Origin of the sequence: Bradyrhizobium sp. SZCCHNRI1029, from assembly GCF_032487555.1 — a bacterium.
Lineage (GTDB): Bacteria > Pseudomonadota > Alphaproteobacteria > Rhizobiales > Xanthobacteraceae > Bradyrhizobium.
In genome coordinates, this window is the sequence record NZ_JAUEUK010000010.1 from 136,776 (window position 1) to 160,732 (window position 23,957).

Consider the following 23,957-nt stretch of genomic DNA (forward strand, 5'->3'; position numbering starts at 1 on the left):
CCGCTGACACCCAACGGCAAGGTCGACCGGCAGGCACTGCCGGCGCCGGACGACGAGGCGTTCGGCCGTGGCGCCTATGATCCGCCCCACGGCGAAATCGAGCAGGCCCTCGCTGCTATCTGGCGCGAGCTGCTGGGCATCGAGCGCGTCGGTCGCAACGATCATTTCTTCGAGCTCGGCGGCCATTCGCTGCTCGTCGTCCGCATGCTGGACCGGCTGAAGCGCCGTGCGCTGACGATCGATGCGCAGATGGTGTTCGCCAAGCCGGTGCTGCGCGATCTCGCGGCCAGCCTGCGGCAAAGCGAGGAGACCGCAATTCCTGACAACCCGATCACGGCGCAGAGCCCGGTCATCACGCCGGACATGCTGCCGCTGATCGCGCTGAGCCAGGACGAGATCGACCGCGTGGTGGGCCGTGTGCCGGGCGGCGTCGCCAACGTCCAGGACATCTACGCGCTGTCGCCGTTGCAGGAGGGAATCCTGTTCCATCATCTGCTCGCGACGGAGGGCGACCCCTACGTGCTGGTCGCGCAGATGGCATTTGCGGGCCGTGATCTGCTGGATCGCTATCTTGCGGCCGTTCAGGACGTGATCGACCGGCATGACGTCCTGCGGACGTCGTTCCTCTGGGATGGGCTGTCGGTGCCGGCGCAGGTGGTCTGGCGCCAGGCACCGCTAGGCGTCACCGAAGTTGAGCTCGAAGGCAACGAGCCGGCCCAGGTCGAGCTGGCGCGCCGCTTCGATCCGAGGTCCTGCCGGCTCGACCTGACCCAGGCGCCATTGCTGCGTCTCGTTGTCGCCCGCGACCCACGAAATGATCGCCTGCTGCTGCTGGTCCTGCTGCATCACATGGTCGGCGACCATACCACTCTGCAGGCGCTGCACGAGGAAGTGCAACTGATCCTGGCGGGCCGCCGCAGCGCTCTCCCTCCACCGATTCCGTTCCGTAACCTCGTGGCCGAGACCCGCAAGGCCGGCGGGCAGGATGCGCAGCAGCGCTTCTTCCGCAGCATGCTCGCCGACATCGATGCGCCGACGGCACCATTCGGATTGATGGAGGTGCGCAGCAACGGCGACGGCGCGCGCGAGGCAAAGCTGCCCGTGCCGGCTACGCTCGACGCGCGGCTGCGCGCGCAGGCGCGGCGCCTTGGCGCGAGCCTCGCCAGCCTCTGTCATGTCGCCTGGGGCCAGGTGCTGGCGCGCAGCAGCGGACGTGAGCAGGTCGTGTTCGGCACCGTGCTGCTCGGCCGCATGCAGGCCGGCCACGATACCGGCCGCAGCCTGGGCCTGTTCATCAACACGCTGCCGTTGCGGCTCGATCTCGACGGCACGTCGGTTGAGGACAGCGTTCGCGCAGCGCATGGGCGGCTGGCGGAGCTGATGGCGCATGAGCATGCCTCGCTGGCAATGGCCCAGCGCTGCAGCGGCGTCGCGCCGCCGACGCCGCTGTTCTCCGCGATCCTGAACTATCGGCACGGCAGGAGACAGGATGCGCTGGCAGACGCACAGTCCCTGCAAGGCGTCGAATGGCTCGGTGGCGAGGAGCGCACCAATTATCCGCTGATGCTGGCGGTAGACGACGACGGCCATGGGCTTCACCTGACGGTCCAGGCCGTGGCGCCGGTCGCGCCCGAGCGGGTCGGCGCGATGATGCAGCACTCGCTCGAGCAGCTGGCGCTGGCGCTGGAAGCGGCGCCGCATACGCCGGTGCGCAGGATCGACGTCGTTCCGGACGAAGATCGCGCGCGGCTGCTGCAGGCCTGGAGCGCGACGGCGACCAACGATGCAAATGCGCTCTGCGTGCACCGGCAGTTCGAGGCCCATGCGGCGCGAGCTCCCGATGCGGTCGCACTGGTGCATGGGCAGGAGATGATCAGCTACGGCGCGCTCAATGCGCGGGCGAACCGGCTGGCGCGGCGGCTCCGGGATCGCGGCGTCGGGCCGGATGTGGTGGTCGGGCTGGCGCTGGAGCGCGGCGTCACGATGATGGTGGCGCTGCTTGCGGTGCTCAAGGCGGGCGCGGCCTATCTGCCGCTCGATCCGGACTATCCGTCCGAGCGTCTCGCGCACATGCTGAACGACAGCGGCGCCAAACTGCTGCTGACACAGGCCACGCTGCATGACCGGTTCGCGCCGGTGCTGGCCCGGAGCGATGCCGAGGCCTGGCTGCTCGACGTGGCGGCCGGCGATGGCCTCGGCCAGACCGATGATCTTTCCGTCGATGGGCATGCGGAGAGCCTCGCCTACGTCATCTACACTTCCGGCTCGACCGGGCTGCCCAAGGGCGTGATGGTGCGCCACGCCGCGGTGACGAACTTCCTGGCGACGATGGCCGAACAGCCGGGCATCGCGGCCGACGACCGCGTGCTGGCGCTGACCTCGTTGTCCTTCGACATCGCCGTGCTGGAGCTGTGGCTGCCGCTGGCCCATGGCGCCCGGATCGTGCTCGCCGACCGCGCCGCGGCCCATGATCCGGCGGCTCTCAAGGTGTTGGTCGCACGGCACGGCGTGACCATGATCCAGGCGACGCCGTCGAGCTGGCGCATGCTGCTCGATCACGATGCGGCCAATACCAGCGAAACCGCTCCATGGCTGCCGAAAGCCTGCCGCCTGCTGAGCGGCGGGGAGGCGCTGGCCTCGGATCTGGCGCGGCGGCTCAGCGCGCTGAGCAGCGAGGTCTGGAACCTGTATGGGCCGACCGAGACCACGGTATGGTCGGCGCGTCACCGCCTCGATGCGACGAATCCGGTGCCGTTGCTCGGCAGCCCGATCGGCAGCACCCGGTTGTACGTGCTCGACGGCGATCTCAACCTTGCGCCGATGGGCGTCACTGGCGAGCTCTTCGTCGGCGGTGACGGACTCGCGCGCGGCTATTGGAAACGCGCGGCGCTGAGTGCCGAGCGCTTCATTCCGGATCCGTTCGGCAGCGACGGTGCGCGGCTGTACCGGACCGGCGACCTCGCGCGCTGGCGAGCCGACGGCGTGCTCGACTATGTCGGCCGCGCCGATCATCAGGTGAAGATCCGCGGACATCGGATCGAGCTCGGCGAGATCGAGGTGCGGCTGCGGGAGCTGCCGGGCGTGCGCGACAGCGTCGTCGTCGCGCAGGAGCTCGGCGGCGGCCGTCAGTTGGTCGGTTATGTCAGCGGCGAGGCCTCGCTCGATGGCAGTGACCTCCGCGCCGCGCTCGCAACGGCGCTGCCGGACTACATGGTGCCGTCGCGCGTGATCGTGCTGCCGGAGCTGCCGCTGACCCCGAACGGCAAGATCGACCGCAAGGCGCTGCCGCGGCCGGACGCGAAGCCGCCGGGGGCGCACAGAGTCGGCCCGCGCAATCCGACCGAGGCGGCGCTCGCGACGATCTGGGCCGAGCTGCTGCACAGGCCGGAGGTCGGCGTCACCGACAACTTCTTCGAGCTCGGCGGCGACTCGCTGGTGGCCGTCCAGCTCGTCGGCCGCATCAAGCGCGATCTTGCGCGGGAGCTGCCGCTGAAGCGGTTGTTCGAGCTGACCACGGTCGAGGCCATGGCGTCCGCGCTCGCCGCGGACCCGCCGACGAGCAGGCGCAGCGACGACATCGCCGCCATGTTCGATCTGCTTGAGGAAGTCGAGTTCGCCAATGAATGATCAGTCGGGACTTCAGACCCAGCAGCTCAGCGAGATCGCGCGCCGGTTGGCGCGTCTCGATGCGCCGAAGCAGCGGGCCTTCCTCACGCAGTTGGCGGCCAAGGGCATCGATCTGTCGATTTTGCCGATCGCGCGCCAGCATCTGCAGCGCGCGCCGTTGTCGTTCGCGCAGGCCCGCCTCTGGTTCCTGTGGCGGATGGATCCGGGCGGCTCCGCCTACAACATGCCGGTCGCGATCCGCCTGCGGGGTCGTCTCGACGCCGCTGCGCTTCAGAAGGCGCTCGACGGACTCGTCATGCGCCATGCCGCGCTCCGCACCACGTTCCGGCAGGACGGCGGCGAGCCGGAGCAGATCGTAGGCAAGCCGGCGCCGGTCGCGCTTCGCCGTATCGAGATTGCGGGCGACGATCGCGAGCAGCAGGCGCGCCGGCTGCTGCGTGAGGAAGCGGCGCTGCCGTTCGATCTCGAATCCGGACCGCTGCTGCGCGCGGCGCTGCTCGGGCTCGGCGAGCACGAGCATATCCTCTCGGTCACGCTGCACCACATCGTCGCCGATGGCTGGTCGATGCAGGTCCTTACCGAGGAGTTCTGGCAGCTCTATCGCGCTGCCGTCCGCGGCGAAACCGCCTCACTGCCGGCGCTCGAGATCGACTACGCCGATTTCGCCGCCTGGCAGCGACTGTGGCTCGGTGCCGTGGAGGAGGAGCGGCAGCTCCGGTACTGGACCGACCGGCTGCACGGCACGGCCATGCTGCAACTGCCGCTCGATCGCCCCCGATCGGCCCAGACCGACCAATCCGGCGATGCCATACGCCTGTCGCTCGGCGCCGAGCTTTCCGATCGTCTGCGCGGGCTCGCCCGACAGCATCACACGACGCTGTTCGTCGTGCTGCTCGCGGCGCTCAAGCTGGTGCTCTATCGCTACGGTGGGCAGGGCGACATCTGCGTCGGCGTTCCGCTCGCCAATCGCGACCGGTCGGAAACGCGGCGGCTGATCGGGCTGCTGGTCAACACCCAGGTGCTGCGCACGCGCATCGACAGCCGGAGCACGATCGCCGACGTCATTCACGCCCTGCGCGAGGCCTCGCTCGAGGCCAGGGATCACCAGGATCTTCCGTTCGAGCGGCTGCTGGACGTGCTGCAGCCGCAGCGCAGCCAGAGCCAGACGCCCCTGTTCCAGGTGCTCTACAACCATCAGCATCGGCGCGAGGCGGCACATGCGCCGGCTGGGTCCGAATTGCAGATCGAGACGATCGCGGCCGAGATCGAGACGGTGAAATTCGACCTCGCTCTCGACAGCGAGGAAGCGCCGTCGGGAGACGTCTCGGCGCTGTTCTCCTTTGCCGCCGCGCTGTTCGACCGGTCGACCATCGCACGGCTCGCGGGGCATTGGCTGACGATCCTGCGGGCAACGGTCGCGGATCCCACGCAGCGGATCGCGGCGCTGGAGCTGTTGTCGGACCGGCAGCGCGACGACGTCAGGCAGTGGAATGCCTGTGCGCCCGCACTCGCGGGGTTCCAGCCGGTGCACCGGATGCTCGCGCGGCACGCAAAGGAGAGGCCGGGCGCGACAGCCCTGGTGTTCGGGGCCGAGACGATCAGCTATCAGGCGCTCGATCGCCGCGCCAATGCCATCGCGCAGCATCTGTTGGCGCTCGGCGTGCGACCCGGCGAGCTCGTCGGGCTCTCGATGCAGCGCTCGCCCGATCTCGTCGCAAGTCTTGTTGCCGTCCTGAAGGCCGGCGCGGCCTATCTGCCGCTCGATCCCGATCATCCGCCGGCGCGGCTCGCCGCCACCGTTCGGGATGCCGGCGCGCGCGTCGTGCTGGTCGATGCGGCGGGACGATCGCAATGGCCGCCGATGCCGGGCATCGCGGTCGTCGATCCCGGCGCGATGGCGGCCGAGACGACGGAGAGCGACCCGGCGGTCGATGTCCATCCCTCGAGCCTCGCCTACGTGATCTATACGTCCGGCTCCACCGGCGTGCCGAAGGGCGTCGCGGTCGCGCATGGACCGTTCGCGATGCATTGCGACGCCACCGCCGGTCTCTACGAGATGGACCGGCAGTCGCGCGAGCTGCACTTCCTCTCCTTCACCTTCGACGGCGCGCATGAGCGGTTGTGGACCGCGCTGAGCTGCGGCGCGACCTTGGTGATGCGTGACGCCGATCTCTGGTCGGCGGAGAAGACGCTCGACGTGATGGGCGCGGAGCGCGTGACCAATGCCGGCTTTCCGCCGGCCTATCTGCAGCAACTTGCCGACTTCGCGGCGTGGCGCGGCGATCCGCCGCCCGTGTCGCTGTATTCGTTCGGCGGCGAGGCCATGCCCAAATCGGGCTTCGACAAGGTCAGGCAGGCGCTGCGGCCGCGCAAGCTGATCAACGGCTATGGTCCGACGGAGACAGTGGTCACGCCGCTGGTCTGGAAGGTCGACGTCGATGCCGAGATCGACTGCGCCTATGCGCCGATCGGCCGTCCGGTCGGCCGGCGCTCGGCCTATGTTCTCGACGGCGATCTCAACATCGTTCCGGTCGGCGTCACCGGCGAGCTTCATATCGGCGGCGAGGGGCTCGCGGCCGGCTATCGGAATCGGCCGGCGTTGACGGCGGAGCGCTTCATCCCCGATCCGTTCGGCGCACCGGGCACGCGACTGTATCGCACCGGCGATCTGGCGCGCTGGCGCGCCGATGGCGTCATCGACTATGTCGGCCGGTCCGACCACCAGCTCAAGATCCGCGGCTTCCGCATCGAGCCGGGCGAGGTCGAGGCACGGCTGACGCGGCAGGCGGGTGTTCAGTCGGCGGTGGTGGTGGCACGCGAGATCGGCGGACGCCAGCAGCTCATCGGCTACGCCTGCGGCGAGGATGGCCTCGACGAGACCGGGCTGCGCGCGGCGTTGTCCGAGGAACTGCCGGACTACATGGTTCCGGCCCGCATCGTACTGATGTCGCGGATGCCGCTCACGGCGCATGGCAAGGTCGATCGCGACGCCTTGCCGGCGCCCGAGCAGTTGTCTGCTGAGGCCGACTACGTCGCACCGCAATCCCCGGCTGAACTGGAGCTGGCGGCGATCTGGGCTGAATTGCTCGGCCATTCGCGGGTCGGGCTGACCGACAACTTCTTCGAGCTCGGCGGCGATTCCATCATTTCATTGCAGGTGGTCGGACGTGCGCGCCAGCGCGGGCTTGCCATCGAGCCGCGCGACCTGTTCCGGCATCAGACGCTGCAAGGGCTGGCGCGGGTCGCGCGCCGCGATCGGGCGGCGGTCGTCTTCGCCGAGCCGCTCGCGCGCGATGGCGATCCGGTGCCGCTGTTGCCGATCCAGCGCCGCTTCTTTGCCGAGGACGCCGGCGAACGGCATCACTGGAATCAGGCGTTGATGCTGGTGCCGTCGGCACGGCTCGACTGGCGGGTGTTGGCGCCGGCGGTCGAGGCCGTGGTGGCGCATCACGAGTCCCTGCGACTGCAATTCCTCCAGAGCGACGGCGCGTGGCAGGCGAGATATGGCGCGATGCCGGCGAGCGCCGATCTGCTCTGGACCCGCGCTGTTCAGGATGCGGCGGAGATCACCTCGGTTGCCGCCGCCGCGCAGGCAAGCCTGTCCCTGCAGGGGCCGTTGCTGCGCTTCGTCGGCATGGACGTCGCGGACGGCAGCCAGAGGCTTCTCATCGTCGTGCATCACCTCGTCGTCGACGGCGTATCCTGGCGTGTGCTGCTCGAAGACATCATGTCGGCGCATCGACAGGCGGCGCAGGGCGCGGTTGCGATTGCGTTGCCCCCCAAGAGCCAGTCCATGGCGTCGTGGAGCAGGAGGCTTGAAGACTACGCGGCGAGCGAGGAGCTGGCCGATCAGCTCGATTATTGGAAACAGCGCAGTGCCGCCGGCGACCTGCCATGCGACGACGATCACGGTGAGACCGATCGCGTCGCCGACGGCGAAGACGTCGCCGTGTCGTTCGATGCCGACATGACCGGGCAACTGCTCAAGCAGGCGCCCGCTGCCTACAGGACCCAGGTCAATGATCTGCTGTTGGCGGCGCTGGCCCGCGCCGTCAACCGCTGGTGCGGACTCGATGAATGCCTGGTCGAGCTCGAAGGCCATGGCCGTGAGGATCTGTTCGAAGGCATCGACCTGTCGCGCACGGTCGGCTGGTTCACGACCGCATTTCCGCTTCGCCTCTCCGGTGGCGCGGGCGACGATGCCACGCTCATCAAGTCGATCAAGGAGGAATTACGGGCCATCCCGGCGCGTGGGCTCGGCTATGGCGTGCTGCGCTACTGCGGCAGCCCTGAGCAGCGCGCCGCCCTGGCGGGCGGAGCCGAGCCGCGGATCGTGTTCAACTATCTCGGCCAGTTCGGCGCCGGCCCTGACCCTGCCTTCGCGCTCGCGCCGGAAGGCGCGGGGCCGTCACGCAGCGCCGGCGCGCCGCTCGGGCGCTGGCTCAGCATCAACGGCCAGGTGCTCGACGGCCAGCTGAGGCTGACATTCAGCTTCGGCCGCCGACGCTATCGCCGCGCGACGATCGAGCGGCTGGCCGCGTGCTATTCCGCGGCCCTGCGCGAACTCGTCGCGCATTGCACGAGCGGCGTACATGGCCTCACGCCGTCGGACGTTCCGCTGTCGGGCCTCAGCCAGCCGGAGCTCGACCTGCTCGGAGCCTCGCGCGATTGGCGCGATATCGAGGACATCTATCCGCTGTCGCCGATGCAGCAGGGCATGCTGTTCCACGCGCTGCGCGACGGCGACAGCGGCAACTATGTCAGTCAGATCGCCGTCGACGTCAGCGGCGCCGATGCGGCGCGTTTACGCGCGGCGTGGCAGGCGGTGACCGCGAGACACGCGGTGCTGCGGACCGCGTTCGTGTGGAAAGAATTGTCGGGCGCACCGCAGCAGGTCGTCCATCGGCAGGCTCCTGTTCCCTTCGTCGAGGAGGATTGGCGCGACCGTGTGGACTCGATGGATCAGCCCGCGCGTGACGCGGCGCTGGCCGAGGTGGCGGCAGCCGAATGGCGCGCCGGTTTCGACCTGTCACGGCTGCCGCTGCAGCGGGTCCGTCTCATCGATCTCGACGGCGGCGTTTTCCGCCTGATCTGGACCCATCATCACATCCTGCTCGACGGCTGGAGCGCAGCAAGGCTCATCGGCGAGATCATGCAGCATGTCGGCGGCGCCTCGCTGGGCGCACCGCGCGGCCGCTATCGCGATTACATTGCCTGGCTGCAGCGGCAGGATCGAGAGGCGTCGAGCATGTTCTGGTCGCGCTCGCTCTCGACGCTCGGCGAGCCGAGCCTGCTGGCCGATGCGCTGGGCGGGCCGGCCGCACCTGCCGACGGCCATGCGTCGATCGATCTCGTGATCGATGCGGTGAAGACCGAGCGGCTGCAGGTCGCGGCACGGCGCGAGCGGGTGACGTTGAACACGCTTCTGCAGGGGGCGTGGGGCCAGTTGCTGCGGCGCTTGACCGGCCAGGATGTCGTCTGCTTCGGCGCCACGATCTCCGGCCGGCCGCCCGAGATCGCGGGCGTGGAAGAGGCGGTCGGCCTGTTCATCAACACCGTGCCCGCGCTCGAGGACGCGAGACCTCAAACGCCGGTCGGCGAGTGGCTGCGCAGCTTGCAGGATCGCAACGTCGACCTGCGCGAGCAGGGCTGGATGCCGCTGCACGAGATCCAGCGCCTTGCCGGCCGCGCCGGCCGGCCGCTGTTCGACACCATCTTCGTGTTCGAGAACTATCCGGTCGACGCGGCGCTGCGCGATCAGGCCGGCGGGGGGCCGCGCGCCAGCCGCGCCGAGCAGATCTCGATCACCAACTATGCGCTGACGGTCGCGGTGTTCGTGACCGACGCCGGCATCCGGCTCGGCTTCCGTTACGATCGCAGCCGGTTCGACCAGGTGCAGATCGAGCGGATACAGGCGGCGTTCGCCTGCCTGCTCGGGCGCATCGCCGACGACAGCAGCCGCCCGGTCGCGGAGCTGCATGGCTTGGACGCCGCCGCTTTGCAACGGGTGCTCGGCTGGAGCTCGGGACCCGCCGCGCCGACGGTGAAAGACGGCTTCGTCGACGTCGTGACGCAGATCGAACAGCAGGTCGCACGGGCGCCTGCGGCCATGGCCTTGATCTCCGATCAGGAGGGGATCAGCTACGTGGAACTGAATGCGCAGGCGAACCGCCTGGCGCGACAGATCATGCAGGCCGGCATCGCTCTGGATGCTCCGGTCGGCTTGGCATTCGAGCGCAGCGCCGACCTGGTTGTGGCTGTGTTGGCCGTTCTGAAGGCCGGGGCCGGCTACCTGCCGCTCGATCCGGATTATCCCAGCCAGCGGCTCGCGGCGATGCTGGGCGACAGCGGCACGCGGCTGGTGCTGACGCAGCCGCAGTTGCGTGATCGGCTGATGGAGATCACGGCAGGGGCGGGCGCCGAGTTGATCGCCGTCGGCGACAGACGCGCCTCGCAGGACACGGACACCGGCAGCTTGGATCTCCAGAGTCCGACCCACGCCGAGAGCCTCGCCTATGTGATCTACACGTCCGGCTCGACCGGCGTGCCGAAGGGCGTGGCCTGCACGCGTGGTGCGCTGGCAGCGCGGCTCGCCTGGATGCAGCGGGAGTACGGGCTCGATCCCGGCGAAACGCTGTTGCAGAAGACGCCGTTCAGCTTCGACGTCGCGGTGTGGGAAATCCTGTGGCCGTTGACGGTCGGTGCGCGGCTTGCGATCGCGGCGCCGGGGGCCCATCGCGAGCCGAAGCGGCTGGTCGATGCGGTCACCGCGCATGGTGTGACCACGCTGCATTTCGTGCCGCAGATGCTCGCGCAATTCGTGGCTGAGCCGGAGGCTCGCCGATGCGTGAGCTTGAAGCGGCTGTTCTCCGGTGGCGAGGCCTTGCCGGTCCCGCTGAAGGACCAAGTCTACGCGGTATTCCCAGCAATCCGGTTCGACAACCGCTATGGGCCCACCGAAGCGCTGATCAATGCCAGCTTCTGGAACTGCCGCGCGGCGAGCGGGGCGCGCGTGCCGATCGGCTTTCCGATTCCAGGCACGATCCTGCGCATTCTCGACACCGACCTCAATCCGGTCGCCGAGGGCACGACGGGCGAGCTCCATATCGGCGGAGACGGGCTGGCGCGCGGCTATCTCGGGCGCGCGGCGCTGACGGCCGAGCGCTTCATTCCCGATCCTTTCGGACCTCCCGGCGCGCGGCTCTATCGAAGCGGCGATCTGGCGCGCTGGCGCAGCGACGGCGCCATCGACTATGTCGGCCGGGCCGATCACCAGGTAAAGGTTCGCGGCTTCCGCATCGAGCTCGGCGAGATCGAGGCGCGGCTGCTGCAGCAGCCATCGGTCACTGCGGCCGTCGTCATCGCGAGGGAGTTCGGGGCTGGCCGGCAACTGGTCGGCTATGTCTGCGGTGACGGCGCGCTCGATGGCGAGGTGCTGCGCGACGCATTGTCCGCGACGTTGCCGGACTACATGGTGCCGGCGCGGATCGTGGTCCTCGACCGCCTGCCGCTGATGGTGAATGGCAAGGTCGATCGCAACGCGCTGCCGGCGCCGGAGGCGCCCGCTGCAGCGATGCGGATTGCGCCGCGGACGCCGGCCGAGGCTGCGTTGGCAACCATCTGGGCCGAGCTGCTGCATCAGCCCGATGTCGGCATGACCGGCAATTTCTTCGAGCTCGGCGGCGATTCGATCATCTCGCTGCAGATGGTCAGTCGTGCGCGGCGGGCCGGCCTTCTGATCGAGCCACGAGACGTCTTCAAGCATCAGACGCTGGAAGCCCTGGCGCGCGACGCGCGGCAGGTCGTCCGGTTGGAGACGACGGCGGAGCAGGGTCTCGTCTCCGGGCCACTCCCGTTGCTGCCGATTCAGCTCCGTTTCTTCGAGCAGGAGCTGGAGGCGCCCGATCACTGGAACCAGGCCTTGCTGCTGCGGCCGCAGCAGCGGCTCGACTGGGACGTGCTGCGGCGCGCGGCAGTGGCCGTCGTCACTCATCACGATGCGCTGAGACTGCGCTTCGAACGCATCGACGGCATCTGGCGCGCCGAGCACGGGCCGGCGCCGGCGGTCTCCGACCTGTTTCGGTCGTGCGAGCTGGCCGATGGCGAGGCGGTCACCGCGCTCGCCGCTGAGGTCCAGGCGAGCCTTTCGCTCGCGGAGGGACGTCTGGTGCGGCTGGTCGGCATCGATCTGCCGGAGGGCGGGCAGCGCCTCCTGATCGTGATTCATCACCTCGTGACCGACGGCGTGTCGTGGCGTGTGCTGCTGGAGGATCTCGCGGCTGCCTATGAGCAGCTCATGCGTAGACAAGAGGCGACGCTGCCGCCCAAGACGCACGCCTATGCCCAATGGGGCGCAGCGCTGCGCGCGCACGCGGCCTCGGATGTGCCGGCTGCAGAGTGGGATCATTGGTCCGGTCTCCGGCAGACGGAGGACGTGCCGAGCGATTTCGATCATGCGGATCGGGATACGATTGCAGACGCCGACGACGTGCCGCTCGCGATCGACGCTGAGCTGACCGCGCGTCTGCTGGGCACGGCGCACGGGGCGTACAGAACCCAGGTCAATGATCTGCTGCTGTCGGCGCTCGCGCGTGCGCTGTGGCTGTGGTCGGGCCGGGAGATCATGGCGATCGAACTCGAGGGTCACGGCCGCGAGGATCTCGGCGGCGGGCTCGACCTGTCGCGAACCATCGGCTGGTTCACGACCGCGTTCCCGGTACGACTGGCGGCTGGATCGCAGCCGCCCGCGGTGCTGATCAAGGCGACCAAGGAGATGCTGCGGTCCGTCCCCAGCCGGGGACTTGGCTACGGTGTCCTGCGCTACCTGGGTTCTGATGCCCAGCGCGCGGCGCTGACGACGGGCGTGCAGCCGCGCATCGGGTTCAATTATCTCGGACAGGTCGATGGCAGCGCGGACGAGACGGCGCTGTTCTCGATCGCGCCCGAGAGCGCCGGCCCGTCGCGCGCCGCATCGAGCCCGTTGCGCCACCATATCGCGATCAATGCGAGGGTGCTCGACGGTCGTCTGGAGCTGTCGTTCGGCTTCAGCGGGAAGCGTCAACGCCGCGAAACGATTGCGCGCCTGGCGGACTGTTTTGAGGCGGCGCTGCGTGAGCTGGTAGATCACTGCACGAGCGGCGTCCATGGCGTGACGCCGTCCGATGTGCCGTTGTCGAAGCTGAGCCAGGCCGAGCTCGATGCGCTGGCGCTGGATTGGCGCGAGGTCGAGGACATCTATCCGCTGTCGCCGATGCAGCAGGGCATGCTGTTCCACGCGTTGCACGACGACGGCACCGGGGTCTACGTCAACCAGGTTGCCGCCGAGACCCGCGGTCTCGACGCCGGCAAGCTGCAAGCCGCGTGGCAGGCGGTCAGCAAACGCCATACCGTGCTTCGCACCGGTTTCCTGTGGCGCGAATTGCCGGGACCACCGCAGCAGGTCGTGCATCGCAATGCCGACGTTCCCTTCGTCGCGGAGGATTGGCGGGAACGTGCGGCGCAGCTCGCTCCGGCCGCTTTGGATGCTGCGCTCATGGCGGCGGCAGACCGCGAGCGCGCCGACGGCTTCGATCTCTCGCGGCCGCCGCTGCAGCGCGTGAGGCTGATCCGGATCGCCGACGACCGGCATTGGCTGATCTGGACTCATCATCACATTCTGATGGACGGCTGGAGCTCGGCCCGATTCATCGCCGAGGTGATGCAGCACGAGGGGCAGGGGGCGCTGCAAGGACAGCCGCCGCGCTACCGCGACTACATCGCATGGCTGCAGGCGCAGGACCACGGTGCTGCGGCCGAGTTCTGGCGAGCGGCGTTGGCCCGCCTCGACGAGCCGAGCCTGCTGTCGCGGCCTGCGGTCGACGCTCGCGTCGGCCATGGCTCGCTCACCATGGCGGTGGACGCCGATCTCAGCGAGCGGCTGCAACGCTTCGCGACCCGCGAACGGGTCACGCTGAATACGGTGGTGCAGGCGGCATGGGCGCAATTGCTCCGTCGGTTCACCGGCCAGGATACGGTCTGCTTCGGCGTGACGGTGTCGGACCGGCCCGCTGGGCTCGCTGGCGCCGAGGAGATGGTCGGCCTGTTCATCAACACCTTGCCCGTGGTCGATGCCGAGGATCCGCAGCGGCGGGTCGGTGCGTGGCTGCGCGACCTGCAGGATCGCAATCTCGCCTTGCGGGATCATGGCTGGATGCCGCTGGCCGACATTCAGCGGATCGCGGGCCAGGCAGGGCGTCCGCTGTTCGACAGCATCCTGGTGTTCGAGAACTATCCGGTGGACGAGGCCTTGAAGACCCGAGACGGCCGCATGAGCGTCGGCCGGACGAGGATCCTCGAAACGAGCAACTACCCGCTGTTCGTGAGCGTCGGTCTCGAAGCAGAGCTGCGGCTGGTATTCAATTTCCAGCAGCAACATTTCGACGAGACCCAGATTCGCCGGCTGCACAAGGCGTTCGTGCAACTGCTCGCGGCCATCACTGGCGATGCCGAGCAGGCGGTCGGCTGCCTTGCGGCTGATGATCCCGCGGACATCGCGCTGCTGGCGCGGGTCAACGCAACGGCCGGGGCCGTGATAGCGCCGGGTGTCGTCGCTCAGTTCGAGGCCCAAGCAGGGCGCGCGCCCGATGCGATTGCGCTCGTGCACAATGAGGAGACGATCAGCTACGGCGCTCTGAATGCGCGCGCGAACCGGCTGGGCCATAGGCTCAGGGAGCACGGCGTCGGTCCCGATGTGGTGGTGGGACTGGCGCTGGAGCGCAGTGTCACGATGATGGTGGCGCTGCTCGCGGTGCTCAAGGCGGGCGGAGCCTATCTGCCGCTCGATCCGGACTATCCGGCCGAGCGTCTCGCGCACATGCTGTCCGACAGCGGCGCGAAGCTGCTGCTGACGCAGGCGACGCTCCACGACCAGCTCGCGCCTGTGCTGGCGGACGGCCACGCCCAGGCCTGGCTGCTGGACGAGGAGTTTAGAGAAGATTCGGTCGGCGTCGGCAATCTCGACGTCGCCATCCATCCAGACAACCTGGCTTACGTCATCTACACCTCCGGTTCCACCGGCCTTCCCAAGGGCGTGATGGTGCGCCATGGCGCCGTGACGAATTTCCTGGCGACGATGGCTGAGCAACCGGGCATCGCGCGCGATGACCGCGTGCTCGCTTTGACCTCGCTGTCATTCGACATCGCGGTGCTTGAGCTCTGGCTACCGCTCATTCATGGCGCGCGGATCGTGCTGGCGGATCGCGCCTCGGCCCATGATCCGGCGAGATTGAAGGCGATCGTCGCCCGTCATGGCGTGACCATGATCCAGGCCACGCCGTCGAGCTGGCGCATGCTGCTCGATCATGACGATGGTGCGCGCGGCTGGCTGCCTCAAGGCTGCCGCTTGCTGAGCGGCGGCGAGGCGCTGGCGCCCGACCTGGCGCTTCGGCTGCTCGCGCTCGGAGGCGAGGCCTGGAACCTGTTCGGGCCGACCGAAACCACGGTGTGGTCGGCGCGCCATCGGCTCGACGCACGCGATCCCGCACCTGTCCTCGGCGGCCCGATCGGCAGCACCACGCTGCACGTGCTCGACGGCGATCTCAACCCCGCCCCCGTCGGCGTGACAGGCGAGCTCTTCATCGGCGGCGAGGGCCTGGCCCGCGGCTATTGGCGGCGAGCGGCGCTCAGCGCCGAGCGCTTCATTCCCGATCCATTCGGCGATCCCGGTGCGCGGCTGTACCGCACCGGCGATCTGGCGCGGTGGCGCGCCGACGGTTTGCTCGACTATGTCGGCCGTGCCGACCATCAGGTGAAGATCCGCGGCCACCGCATCGAGCTCGGCGAGATCGAGGCGCGGCTGCGCACGCAGACCGGCGTGCGCGACAGCGTCGTGGTGGCGCAGGAGCTCGGCGGCGGCCGGCAGCTCGTCGGCTATGTCAGCGGCGACGATGCGCTCGACGGAGCCGAGCTGCGCGCGACTCTCGCGTCAACGCTGCCGGACTACATGGTGCCGTCGCGCGTGATGGTGCTGCCGCGGCTGCCGCTGACACCGAACGGCAAGATCGATCGCAAGGCGTTGCCGTTGCCCGATACGCGGCTTGGGCAGGGACAGCGCGTCGCGCCACGCAATCCGACCGAGGCCGCACTTGCTGCGATCTGGGCCGAGCTGCTGCACCAGCCGGACGTCGGCGTCACCGACAATTTCTTCGAGCTCGGCGGCGACTCCATCATCTCGCTGCAGATGGTCAGTCGCGCACGCCGGGCTGGTCTCGAGCTGGAGCCGAGAGACGTGTTCCGGCTGCAGACGATCGAGCTGCTCGCGCCGGCCTGCGTGGCGGCGCGGAAAGACCAGCCCGCGATCACTCGCGCGCGCGGCGCATTGTCCGGGCTGACGAGCGAGGAGCTCGCGCAGCTCGGTGTCGACTGGGACCGCATCGAGGACGTCTACCCGCTCTCGCCGATGCAGCAGGGCATGCTGTTCCATAGCCTGCGCGATGCCGGAAGTGGCGTCTATGTCAACCAAGTCAGCGTCGAGATCCGCGGGCTGGACGTCGAGCGGCTGCGCACCGCGTGGCAGGAGGTCTCTGCCTGTCATCCGATGCTGCGTACCGGATTTCTCTGGCGCGAGCTGTCCGGCGCACCGCTGCAGGCCGTCCATCGCGCGGCCAGCGTGCCGTTCGCAACGGAAGACTGGTGTGGGCAATCTGTCGATGAGGCGCGGCTGTCGTCAGCGCTGGCCGCGGAGCGTGATGCCGAGTTCGATCTCGCGGTGCCGCCACTGCAGCGTGTCCGCTTGTTGCAGCTCGACCACGATCGTCATCGCCTGATCTGGACCTACCATCATATCCTGATGGATGGCTGGAGCTCGGCCCGCTTCATCGGTGAAATCCTGCAGCGCTATGCCGGGCGTGCGCTCGTCTCTCAATCGGCGCACTATCGCGATTATGTTGCCTGGCTGCTGGCCCAGGACGCGCAGGCCGCCGAGCGCTTCTGGCGAGGACAACTCACGGCCTTCGACCAGCCGACGCAACTGGCCGATGCCTTCGGCGCGCGGCGCTACGACGCGCACGGACACCGGCGCTGCTACACCCGGCTCGACAAGGATGCGACCGCGGCATTGAAGGCGTTCGCCCGGCACGAGCGCATCACCCTGAACACGCTCATCCAGGGCGTCTGGGCGCTGCTGCTGCAACGCTACACCGGCCAGCAGACCGTTACATTTGGGGTCACCGTCGCCGGCCGTCCGGCTGGTCTCGACGGGGCCGAGCAGATGATCGGCCTGTTCATCAATACGCTGCCCGTGATCGAGACGCCTTCGCCGGCCGCAACGATCGGTGACTGGCTGCGCGCCATGCAGGACCGCAACGCGGCGATGCGCAACTTCGAGCAAACGCCGCTCTACGACATCCAGAGCTGGGCCGGACGTGCCGGCGAGACAATGTTCGACAGCATCATCGTGTTCGAGAACTATCCCGTCGACCGAGGCCTGCTGCAGGGTGACGGCTCGCTTCAATTCGGCGAGCTGCGCAACGTCGACGTCACGAACTATCCGATGGACCTGTCCGTCATGGTCGAGGATACGCTGCAGGTCGAATTCACATATATGCCGAGCCACTTCACGCCGGAACAGGCGGAGCAGGTGAGGGCGCAATTCGAACATCTGCTCGCGGCCATGCTACGAGGTCCGGAAGCCAGGCTTGGCGCGATCGATGCGTCCACCGCTCAGGATGTGCAGCGCGCAGATGCCTGCAATGGCCGGGCGGCGTCTGCCGCGATGCGTCCATTCGTCCACGAGATGATCCGCGATCATGCACAGCGCGATCCGGAACGTGTCGCCCTGACGATCGGCGGCCGGAACCTGTCCTACGGTGAGCTCGATCGTCGCGCCAACCGGATCGCGCTCCACCTCGTCGAGGCCGGGCTCGGGCCCGACCAGCGCGTCGGCGTCGTCGTCGAGCGCAACGAAGCGACGATGGCCGCGCTGCTTGCCGTGCTGAAGGCCGGCGGAGCCTATGTCCCGCTCGATCCCGAGCTGCCGCCGGACCGCATCGCTCATGTGATGCGCGACTCCGGGATGAGGATGCTGCTGTCCGGCGCGCGTGACATCTCCGTTATCGAAGGCGTCCAGGCGATCGATCTGGCCTCGTTCGATTCCGCCAGCGGTCCGAACCATGTGCCGGATCCACGCCTGCATCCGGAGAGTCTCGCTTACGTGATCTACACGTCCGGCTCGACCGGGCGGCCGAAAGGCGTCGCCGTCGCGCATGGACCGCTGGCGATGCATTGCCGAGCGACCGCTGCGCTCTACGAGCTCGACGAGCACGCAAGCGAGCTGCATTTCCTGTCGCTGGCCTTCGACGGCGCGCATGAGCGGTGGCTCACGGTGCTGTCGCAGGGCGCTCGGCTGGTCATGCGCGATGCGGAGCTGTGGACGCCCGAACAGACCGTCGCTGAGCTTCATGCGCAGCGGATCACGCATATCGGCCTGCCGCCGGCCTATCTGCAGCAGGTCGCAGAGTGGGTGGAGCAGGCCGGCAATCCGCCGCCCGTGAGGCTGTATTCGTTCGGCGGCGAGGCGATGCCCAAGGCCGGCTTCGACAAGGTCAGGCGGACGCTGAAGCCGCAGATCCTGATCAACGGCTATGGTCCGACCGAGACCGTCGTGACACCGCTCGTGTGGAAGGTCGACGGCAACACGGCGTGCGACAAGGCCTATGCGCCGATCGGCATTCCCGTCGGCCGCCGCACCGCCTACATCCTCGATGGCTCGCTGAATCTCGTTCCGGCAGGCGCAGCCGGCGAGCTCTACATCGGCGGGTTCGGGCTCGCGCGCGGGTACCACGCCAAGCCAGGCATGACGGCGGAACGCTTCGTGCCGGATCCATTTTCGGCGGACGAGGGCGCACGCCTCTACCGCACCGGCGACCTTGCGCGATGGGATGCGAGCGGCACGATCGAATATCTCGGACGCAGCGACGATCAGGTCAAGGTCAGCGGCTTCCGGATCGAGCTTGGCGAAATCCAATCGGCTCTGCTGAGCGACCTAGCGGTCGCGCAGGCTGCCGTGCTCGCCGTGGTGGGTGCGGGAGGAAATCAGCTCGTGGCCTATGTGGCGCCACGGGCGCCAGGCGACGCCGCCGCGGCTGCGGCCGAGCGGCTGTCTGCAACGCTGACTGCCGCGCTGCGCCGGACTTTGCCGGCCTACATGATTCCATCCCGCATCATCGTGCTCGAGCGTCTGCCGACGCTGTCGAGCGGCAAGGTCGATCGCAAGGCGTTGCCCGCGCCTGATATCGCAGCCGGGCGCGCGTTCATCGCCCCGGAAAGTCCCGCCGAGGTCGCGATGGCGAAGCTGTGGGCGGAGATCCTCGGTGTTGCGCAAGTCGGCGTCACCGACAACTTCTTCGAGCTCGGCGGCAACTCGATCCTGAGCCTCAATGTGATCGCGCGCCTTCGCCGTGCCCCGATCCTCGATGGCGAGATCAAGCTGCGGGATCTTCTCCAGAAGCCGACCATTCGCGCCTTGCTCGGCACGCCCGCAGCATCATCCATGCGGCCGTCGGCGCTGCTGCCCTTGAGTTCGCCGATCGATGGCACGCCGCCGGTGTTCTGTCTTCACGGCGGCTTCGGCACGGTGTTCGACTACGCGCCGCTGGCGCGGCGCCTGGAGGGACGGAGGCAACTGATCGGACTGCAGTGCCGGATGCTGATCGAACCGTCCTTCACCGACGAGTCGCTGGCGGCAATGGCCGTGGACTATGTCGATGAGATCGCGCGGAAGCAAAGCAAGGGACCCTATCATCTGATTGGCTGGTCGCTTGGCGGACTGGTCGCGTGCCTGGTTGCTGCCGAACTTGAGCGGCGCGGCGAGCGGGTCGAGCGCCTGGCGCTGATCGACAGCTTCGTTCCGCATGGTGACGAGCAGCCGTCGCCCGGGCGGCATTGGACCGACGACTTGCTGACGCTGCTGCCGGTCGCGGCGCCGGGCGTGCAGCCTTCAGCCATTGCGTCGCAGGTGACGGCGATTCGTTCCTGCGATGCGCCGGTGACGGACGAGGTGATCCGGCGCCTGGTCGTCGATGCAATCGGCACGGCGCCGCTGCAGCCGCGCGACGGTCTTCTCGGCGTCGACGACATCGTCTCGGCCTTCAGGGTCGGGCGCCACCTCGCGCAACTGGCTCGGGCGGCCGAATGGCCGGCCGATCTCGTTGCAGCGCCCGGCTGCTGGTGGACCTCCGGCCGGCTTCGACAGCGCGATCGGCTCGCGGCGGGACTGCCGCAGGCGGCAGATTTGGGCGTGGTCGGCGACGACCACTTCTCGATCCTTGGCAACGAATCCTTCCTGGCGGCGCTCGGCGTGTGGCTGGAGCCGGACCAGGCGGCGCAGACATCACCGGCTCTGCAGCCGGAACCGGCTGAATGAGGTGACCATGGGCCTTCATCCTGATATCGCGGCACTGCTCGAGATGATCCAGCTCGGAACGGAATCGGGCGCGCGCATTCCGTTTCCGCAACTGACGCCAGCGCAGGCGCGTGCCGATTTCGACGCCTCCTCGCCGCTGCTGGATGTCGATCCGCCGCCGCTCGCCTTCGAGAGGCAGCTTGCGCTGCCGATGCGCGACGCGACGGAGATCGCCGGGCGCCTCTATGCAGCGCGGCCGTTGGACGTCGCCGATCCGATGCCCGTGCTGCTCTACATGCATGGCGGCGGCTTCGTCGTCGGCAGCCTCGACTCGCACCAGCCGTTGTGCCGGGGCCTTGCCGATGACAGCGGCGCGGCAGTGCTGTCGATCGCCTACCGGCTGGCGCCGGAGCACCGGTTTCCGACGGCATTCGAGGACTGCGTCGATGCCCTCGCCTGGATCGGGCGCGAGGGGCCTGCACTTGGCCTCGACCCGCGGCGGGTCGCGATCGGCGGCGACAGTGCGGGGGGCACGCTGGCCGCGGCGCTGGCGATCGCCGCGCGCGACGACCGGGCCTTACCGCAGCCTGTCCTTCAGGTCCTCGCCTATCCCGGGCTCAGCCCGCAGCAGGTCTCGGACTCCTACGAGAAATACGGTTCGGGTTATCTGCTTGAGCGCGAGACCGTGGACTGGTTCTTCGACCACTATCTCCGCCATGACGCCGATCGCCACGACTGGCGATTTGCGCCGCTGGCCGCGTCCGATCTCACGCGCGTCGCGCCCGCGCTGATCGTGCTCCCCGAGTTCGATCCGCTGGCGGACGAGGGAAGGGCCTATGCCGCACGCTTGCGCGCGGCCGGCGCCGCCGTGGATCTGAAGGTCTATCCCGGCATGATCCACGAGTTCCTGCGCATGGGCAACGTGGTTCCGGACGCTTTGCACGCCCGCGCCGACATCGGCGCCAAGCTCGCCGCTGTCTTCGCCACGCGAATGGGAGCCGGCAATCCATGATGACGCCATCCAATCCAGGCGTTGCCAGCGTCGGAAGCCTGCTGCGGCCCTATTGGCTGCTGCTCGCCGCAGCCATTCTGCTCGGTCTCCTCGGCGGCGCCAGCGTTGCGGGCCTGCTCGCCGTGGCGAACCGCGGCCTCTACGCAGGGGCAGGCGACGTCGGTGGCCTCGTCGCCTCGTTCGCGGGTCTCTGCATTCTGATCGTGATCGGGTCGGTCGGCTCTGACATCAGCGCGAATGTCGTCGGCCAGCGGATCGTGGCCTCGTTGCGCAAGTCGCTGGCCGCCAAGATCCTGATGGCGCCGATCGACCAGCTCGAATCCTATCGGTCGCACCGCCTCATCCCGGTCCTGACCAAGGATGTCGACGCCATCAGCGATTTCGCGTTCTTCTTTCCGGCCTTCCTGGTGTCGGGCGTCATCGTCGCCGGCTGCCTGATCTACTTGGCGGTGCTATCGTGGCCGCTGTTCCTGGTCACGGCAGCCTTGATCGCGCTCGGGTCGTTCGTCCATTATCTCGCCCGCAAGCGCGGAATGATGGGCTTCACTCTCGCGCGCCAATACGAAGACGACCTGCAGAAGCATTACCGCGCGATCTCCGAAGGCGCCAAGGAGTTGCGCCTGCATCGCCCGCGCCGGCGCCACGTCCATGTCGATCTGATCGGGCGGACGGTCGACCGGATCGGCAACGTGCAGATCAAGGCCATCAATCTGCTCGTGACGGCGCGTGCGCTCGGGACGGTTCTCCTGTTCCTGGTGATCGGGACCGCTCTGGTGCTGCGTCCACTGCTGTGGCCCGACAGCCCGGCCTCGGTGTCCAGCGGCTTCGTTCTGGTGCTGCTGTTCATGCGCGGACCGATCGACCAGTTGATTGGCATGCTGCCGTCGCTCGGCCGCGCGCAGGTCGCGATGCGCCGGATCGCCGAGCTGTCGGACCGTTTCACCGCCGCAGAGGCGGAACTGCTCGATGATCCGCAGGATCGAACCGCCGACCAGATCGAATCGATCGAACTGCGCGGCGTCTCCTACGCCTTCCCGGCGTCGTCGTCCGAACGCCCCTTCACCATCGGACCGATCGACCTTCGCATTCGCCGCGGCGAGATCGTCTTCATCGTCGGTGAAAACGGCAGCGGCAAGACGACGCTGATCAAGCTGCTGCTTGGACTCTATGTGCCCGACCGCGGCGTGCTGCTGCGCGACGGCAGCCCGGTCGTCAACGAGACCCGCGACGATTATCGGCAGCTCTTCACCACAATATTCTCGGACTATTTCCTGTTCGACACCTTGGCGCAGCAGAGCAGTCAGCGGCCGGAGCTCGCGCAGCGCTATCTCGACCGTCTCGAGCTCGCCCACAAGGTTTCGATCGATGGCGGCGCATTCTCCACCACCGACCTGTCGACGGGCCAGCGCAAGCGGCTCGCCCTGATCAATGCCTGGATCGAGGGACGGCCGGTGCTGGTGTTCGACGAATGGGCGGCCGACCAGGACCCGGCGTTCCGTCAAATCTTCTACACCGAGCTGCTCGCCGACCTCAAACGTCTGGGCAAGACGATCATCGTGATCTCACACGACGATCGCTACTTCCACTGCGCCGATCGGATCGTGCGCCTGCGCGACGGTCGGATTGACGCCAGCGACGCCGCTGAACGCCGCGAGCCGGCACAAAGGCAACGCACGCTCACGACCGTTATGCAGGAGCCCGCTCCGTCGCTTGGAGCATCGAATCCGTGAGCGGCATCTCTGTAGTTAATCTAAAGGCAGCGCTACAGACTTTGTTGTCTTCTTCATGCCGGCCGATCTACATCCTGAGCGGGAGTGGACAGAGATGGCGCCCGTGCAGATCAATGAGAGGGAAGGAGTTCGCATGAGCGCGACTGCGAGCGTTAGGGGTAGTGTCCGGACATTCCCTGTCGCAACCGATGCGACAATGTCGGTCGTTCGCGACGATGACGGGCTCCGGGTGATCGCGGACGGCGCGCCATTGCTGTCGCTTCGGCCGGATGGCGAACTGACGCGTCTGATCGTGCACGACGGGATCGATGATTGGCGCCGGGTGTCGCGCGGAGTGGTGGCAATGGCCGAAGCGGTCTTCGGCTGGGCGCCGTCGCTCGAGAGGCTCGTCATCACGCTTGACGACAACCCGGCAGCAGCATCGGCCTTGGCGAAACACGGCGTTGCGGTCGTGACCGACGGCAGGCTGGCGTTGTATCCGGACATGGTGATGCAGCTTCGCGATAACTGGCTGACGGACGCCGCAAGCCCGGCGTTTCCACTGTCCTACGCGATGACCGACGGCAGGCGCCATCCGCGGCGGCCGCCCAAGCCGGTCGGCACCGTCTACGCCCGCTTCATCCCCTGGCTGTCCGACGTCGTCAGTTTTCGCGTCGTCGACATCGCTCACGATCTCCCGCTGGTCCACCGCTGGCTCAACGATCCGCGGGTGGACTCGTTCTGGAACGAAGCGGGGAACATCGACAAGCACCGACAGTATCTGTCGCGGATCATGTCGGACCCGCACATGGTGCCGCTGATCGGCTCCTTCGGTGATCAGCCGTTCGGCTATTTCGAGCTCTATTGGGCGAAGGAAAATCGCATCGCGCCGTTCTACGATGCGGCGGACTATGATCGCGGCTGGCACGTGATCGTTGGCGAGGACGGCTTCCGGGGCCGCCGCTTCATCACGGCCTGGCTTCCCTCGCTCATGCACTACATGTTCCTCGACGATTGCCGCACCGAGCGTATCGTCGGCGAGCCGGCGGCGGCGCATTCGCAGCAGCTGCGCAACCTGGATCTGGCTGGGTTTGCCCGGCTCAAGAACTTCGATTTCCCACACAAGCGGGCAACCCTGGTCATGTTGCTGCGCGAGCGCTTCTTCGGCGACCGGCTGTGGCAGCCGGCGACCAATGAAGCACCCACAGAAGCCTAGCGCGGACGGAGCATC

Annotated in this window: 5 protein-coding genes (1 of these 5 only partly in view); all 5 read left to right on the forward strand. The window is 68.0% G+C overall.

Going from position 1 to position 23,957, the window contains the following annotated elements:
• On the forward strand, window positions 1–3,627 hold the 3' portion of the coding sequence (locus QW861_RS26525; RefSeq protein WP_316172829.1) for a non-ribosomal peptide synthetase. Its footprint begins 2,964 nt before the window's first position; the window shows 3,627 of its 6,591 coding nt (coding positions 2,965–6,591); its start codon lies beyond the left edge, outside the window; the stop codon is at window positions 3,625–3,627.
• A complete protein-coding gene (locus tag QW861_RS26530) occupies window positions 3,620–20,026 on the forward strand; it encodes a non-ribosomal peptide synthase/polyketide synthase (RefSeq protein ID WP_316193683.1) in 16,407 nt (5,468 codons plus the stop codon). Before QW861_RS26525 ends, QW861_RS26530 begins: the two co-directional genes overlap by 8 nt.
• Before the next feature lie 7 nt (window positions 20,027–20,033).
• Window positions 20,034–21,017, forward strand: coding sequence for an alpha/beta hydrolase (locus tag QW861_RS26535; RefSeq protein WP_316164880.1), 984 nt, complete (start codon window positions 20,034–20,036; stop codon window positions 21,015–21,017).
• Complete coding sequence (locus QW861_RS26540) at window positions 21,014–22,747, forward strand: cyclic peptide export ABC transporter (protein ID WP_316193684.1); 1,734 nt, start codon at window positions 21,014–21,016, stop codon at window positions 22,745–22,747. Before QW861_RS26535 ends, QW861_RS26540 begins: the two co-directional genes overlap by 4 nt.
• 196 nt (window positions 22,748–22,943) lie before the next feature.
• Entirely contained in the window at window positions 22,944–23,942 is a 999-nt protein-coding gene (locus tag QW861_RS26545) for a GNAT family N-acetyltransferase (protein WP_316193685.1), read from the forward strand.
• Window positions 23,943–23,957 lie beyond the last annotated feature (15 nt).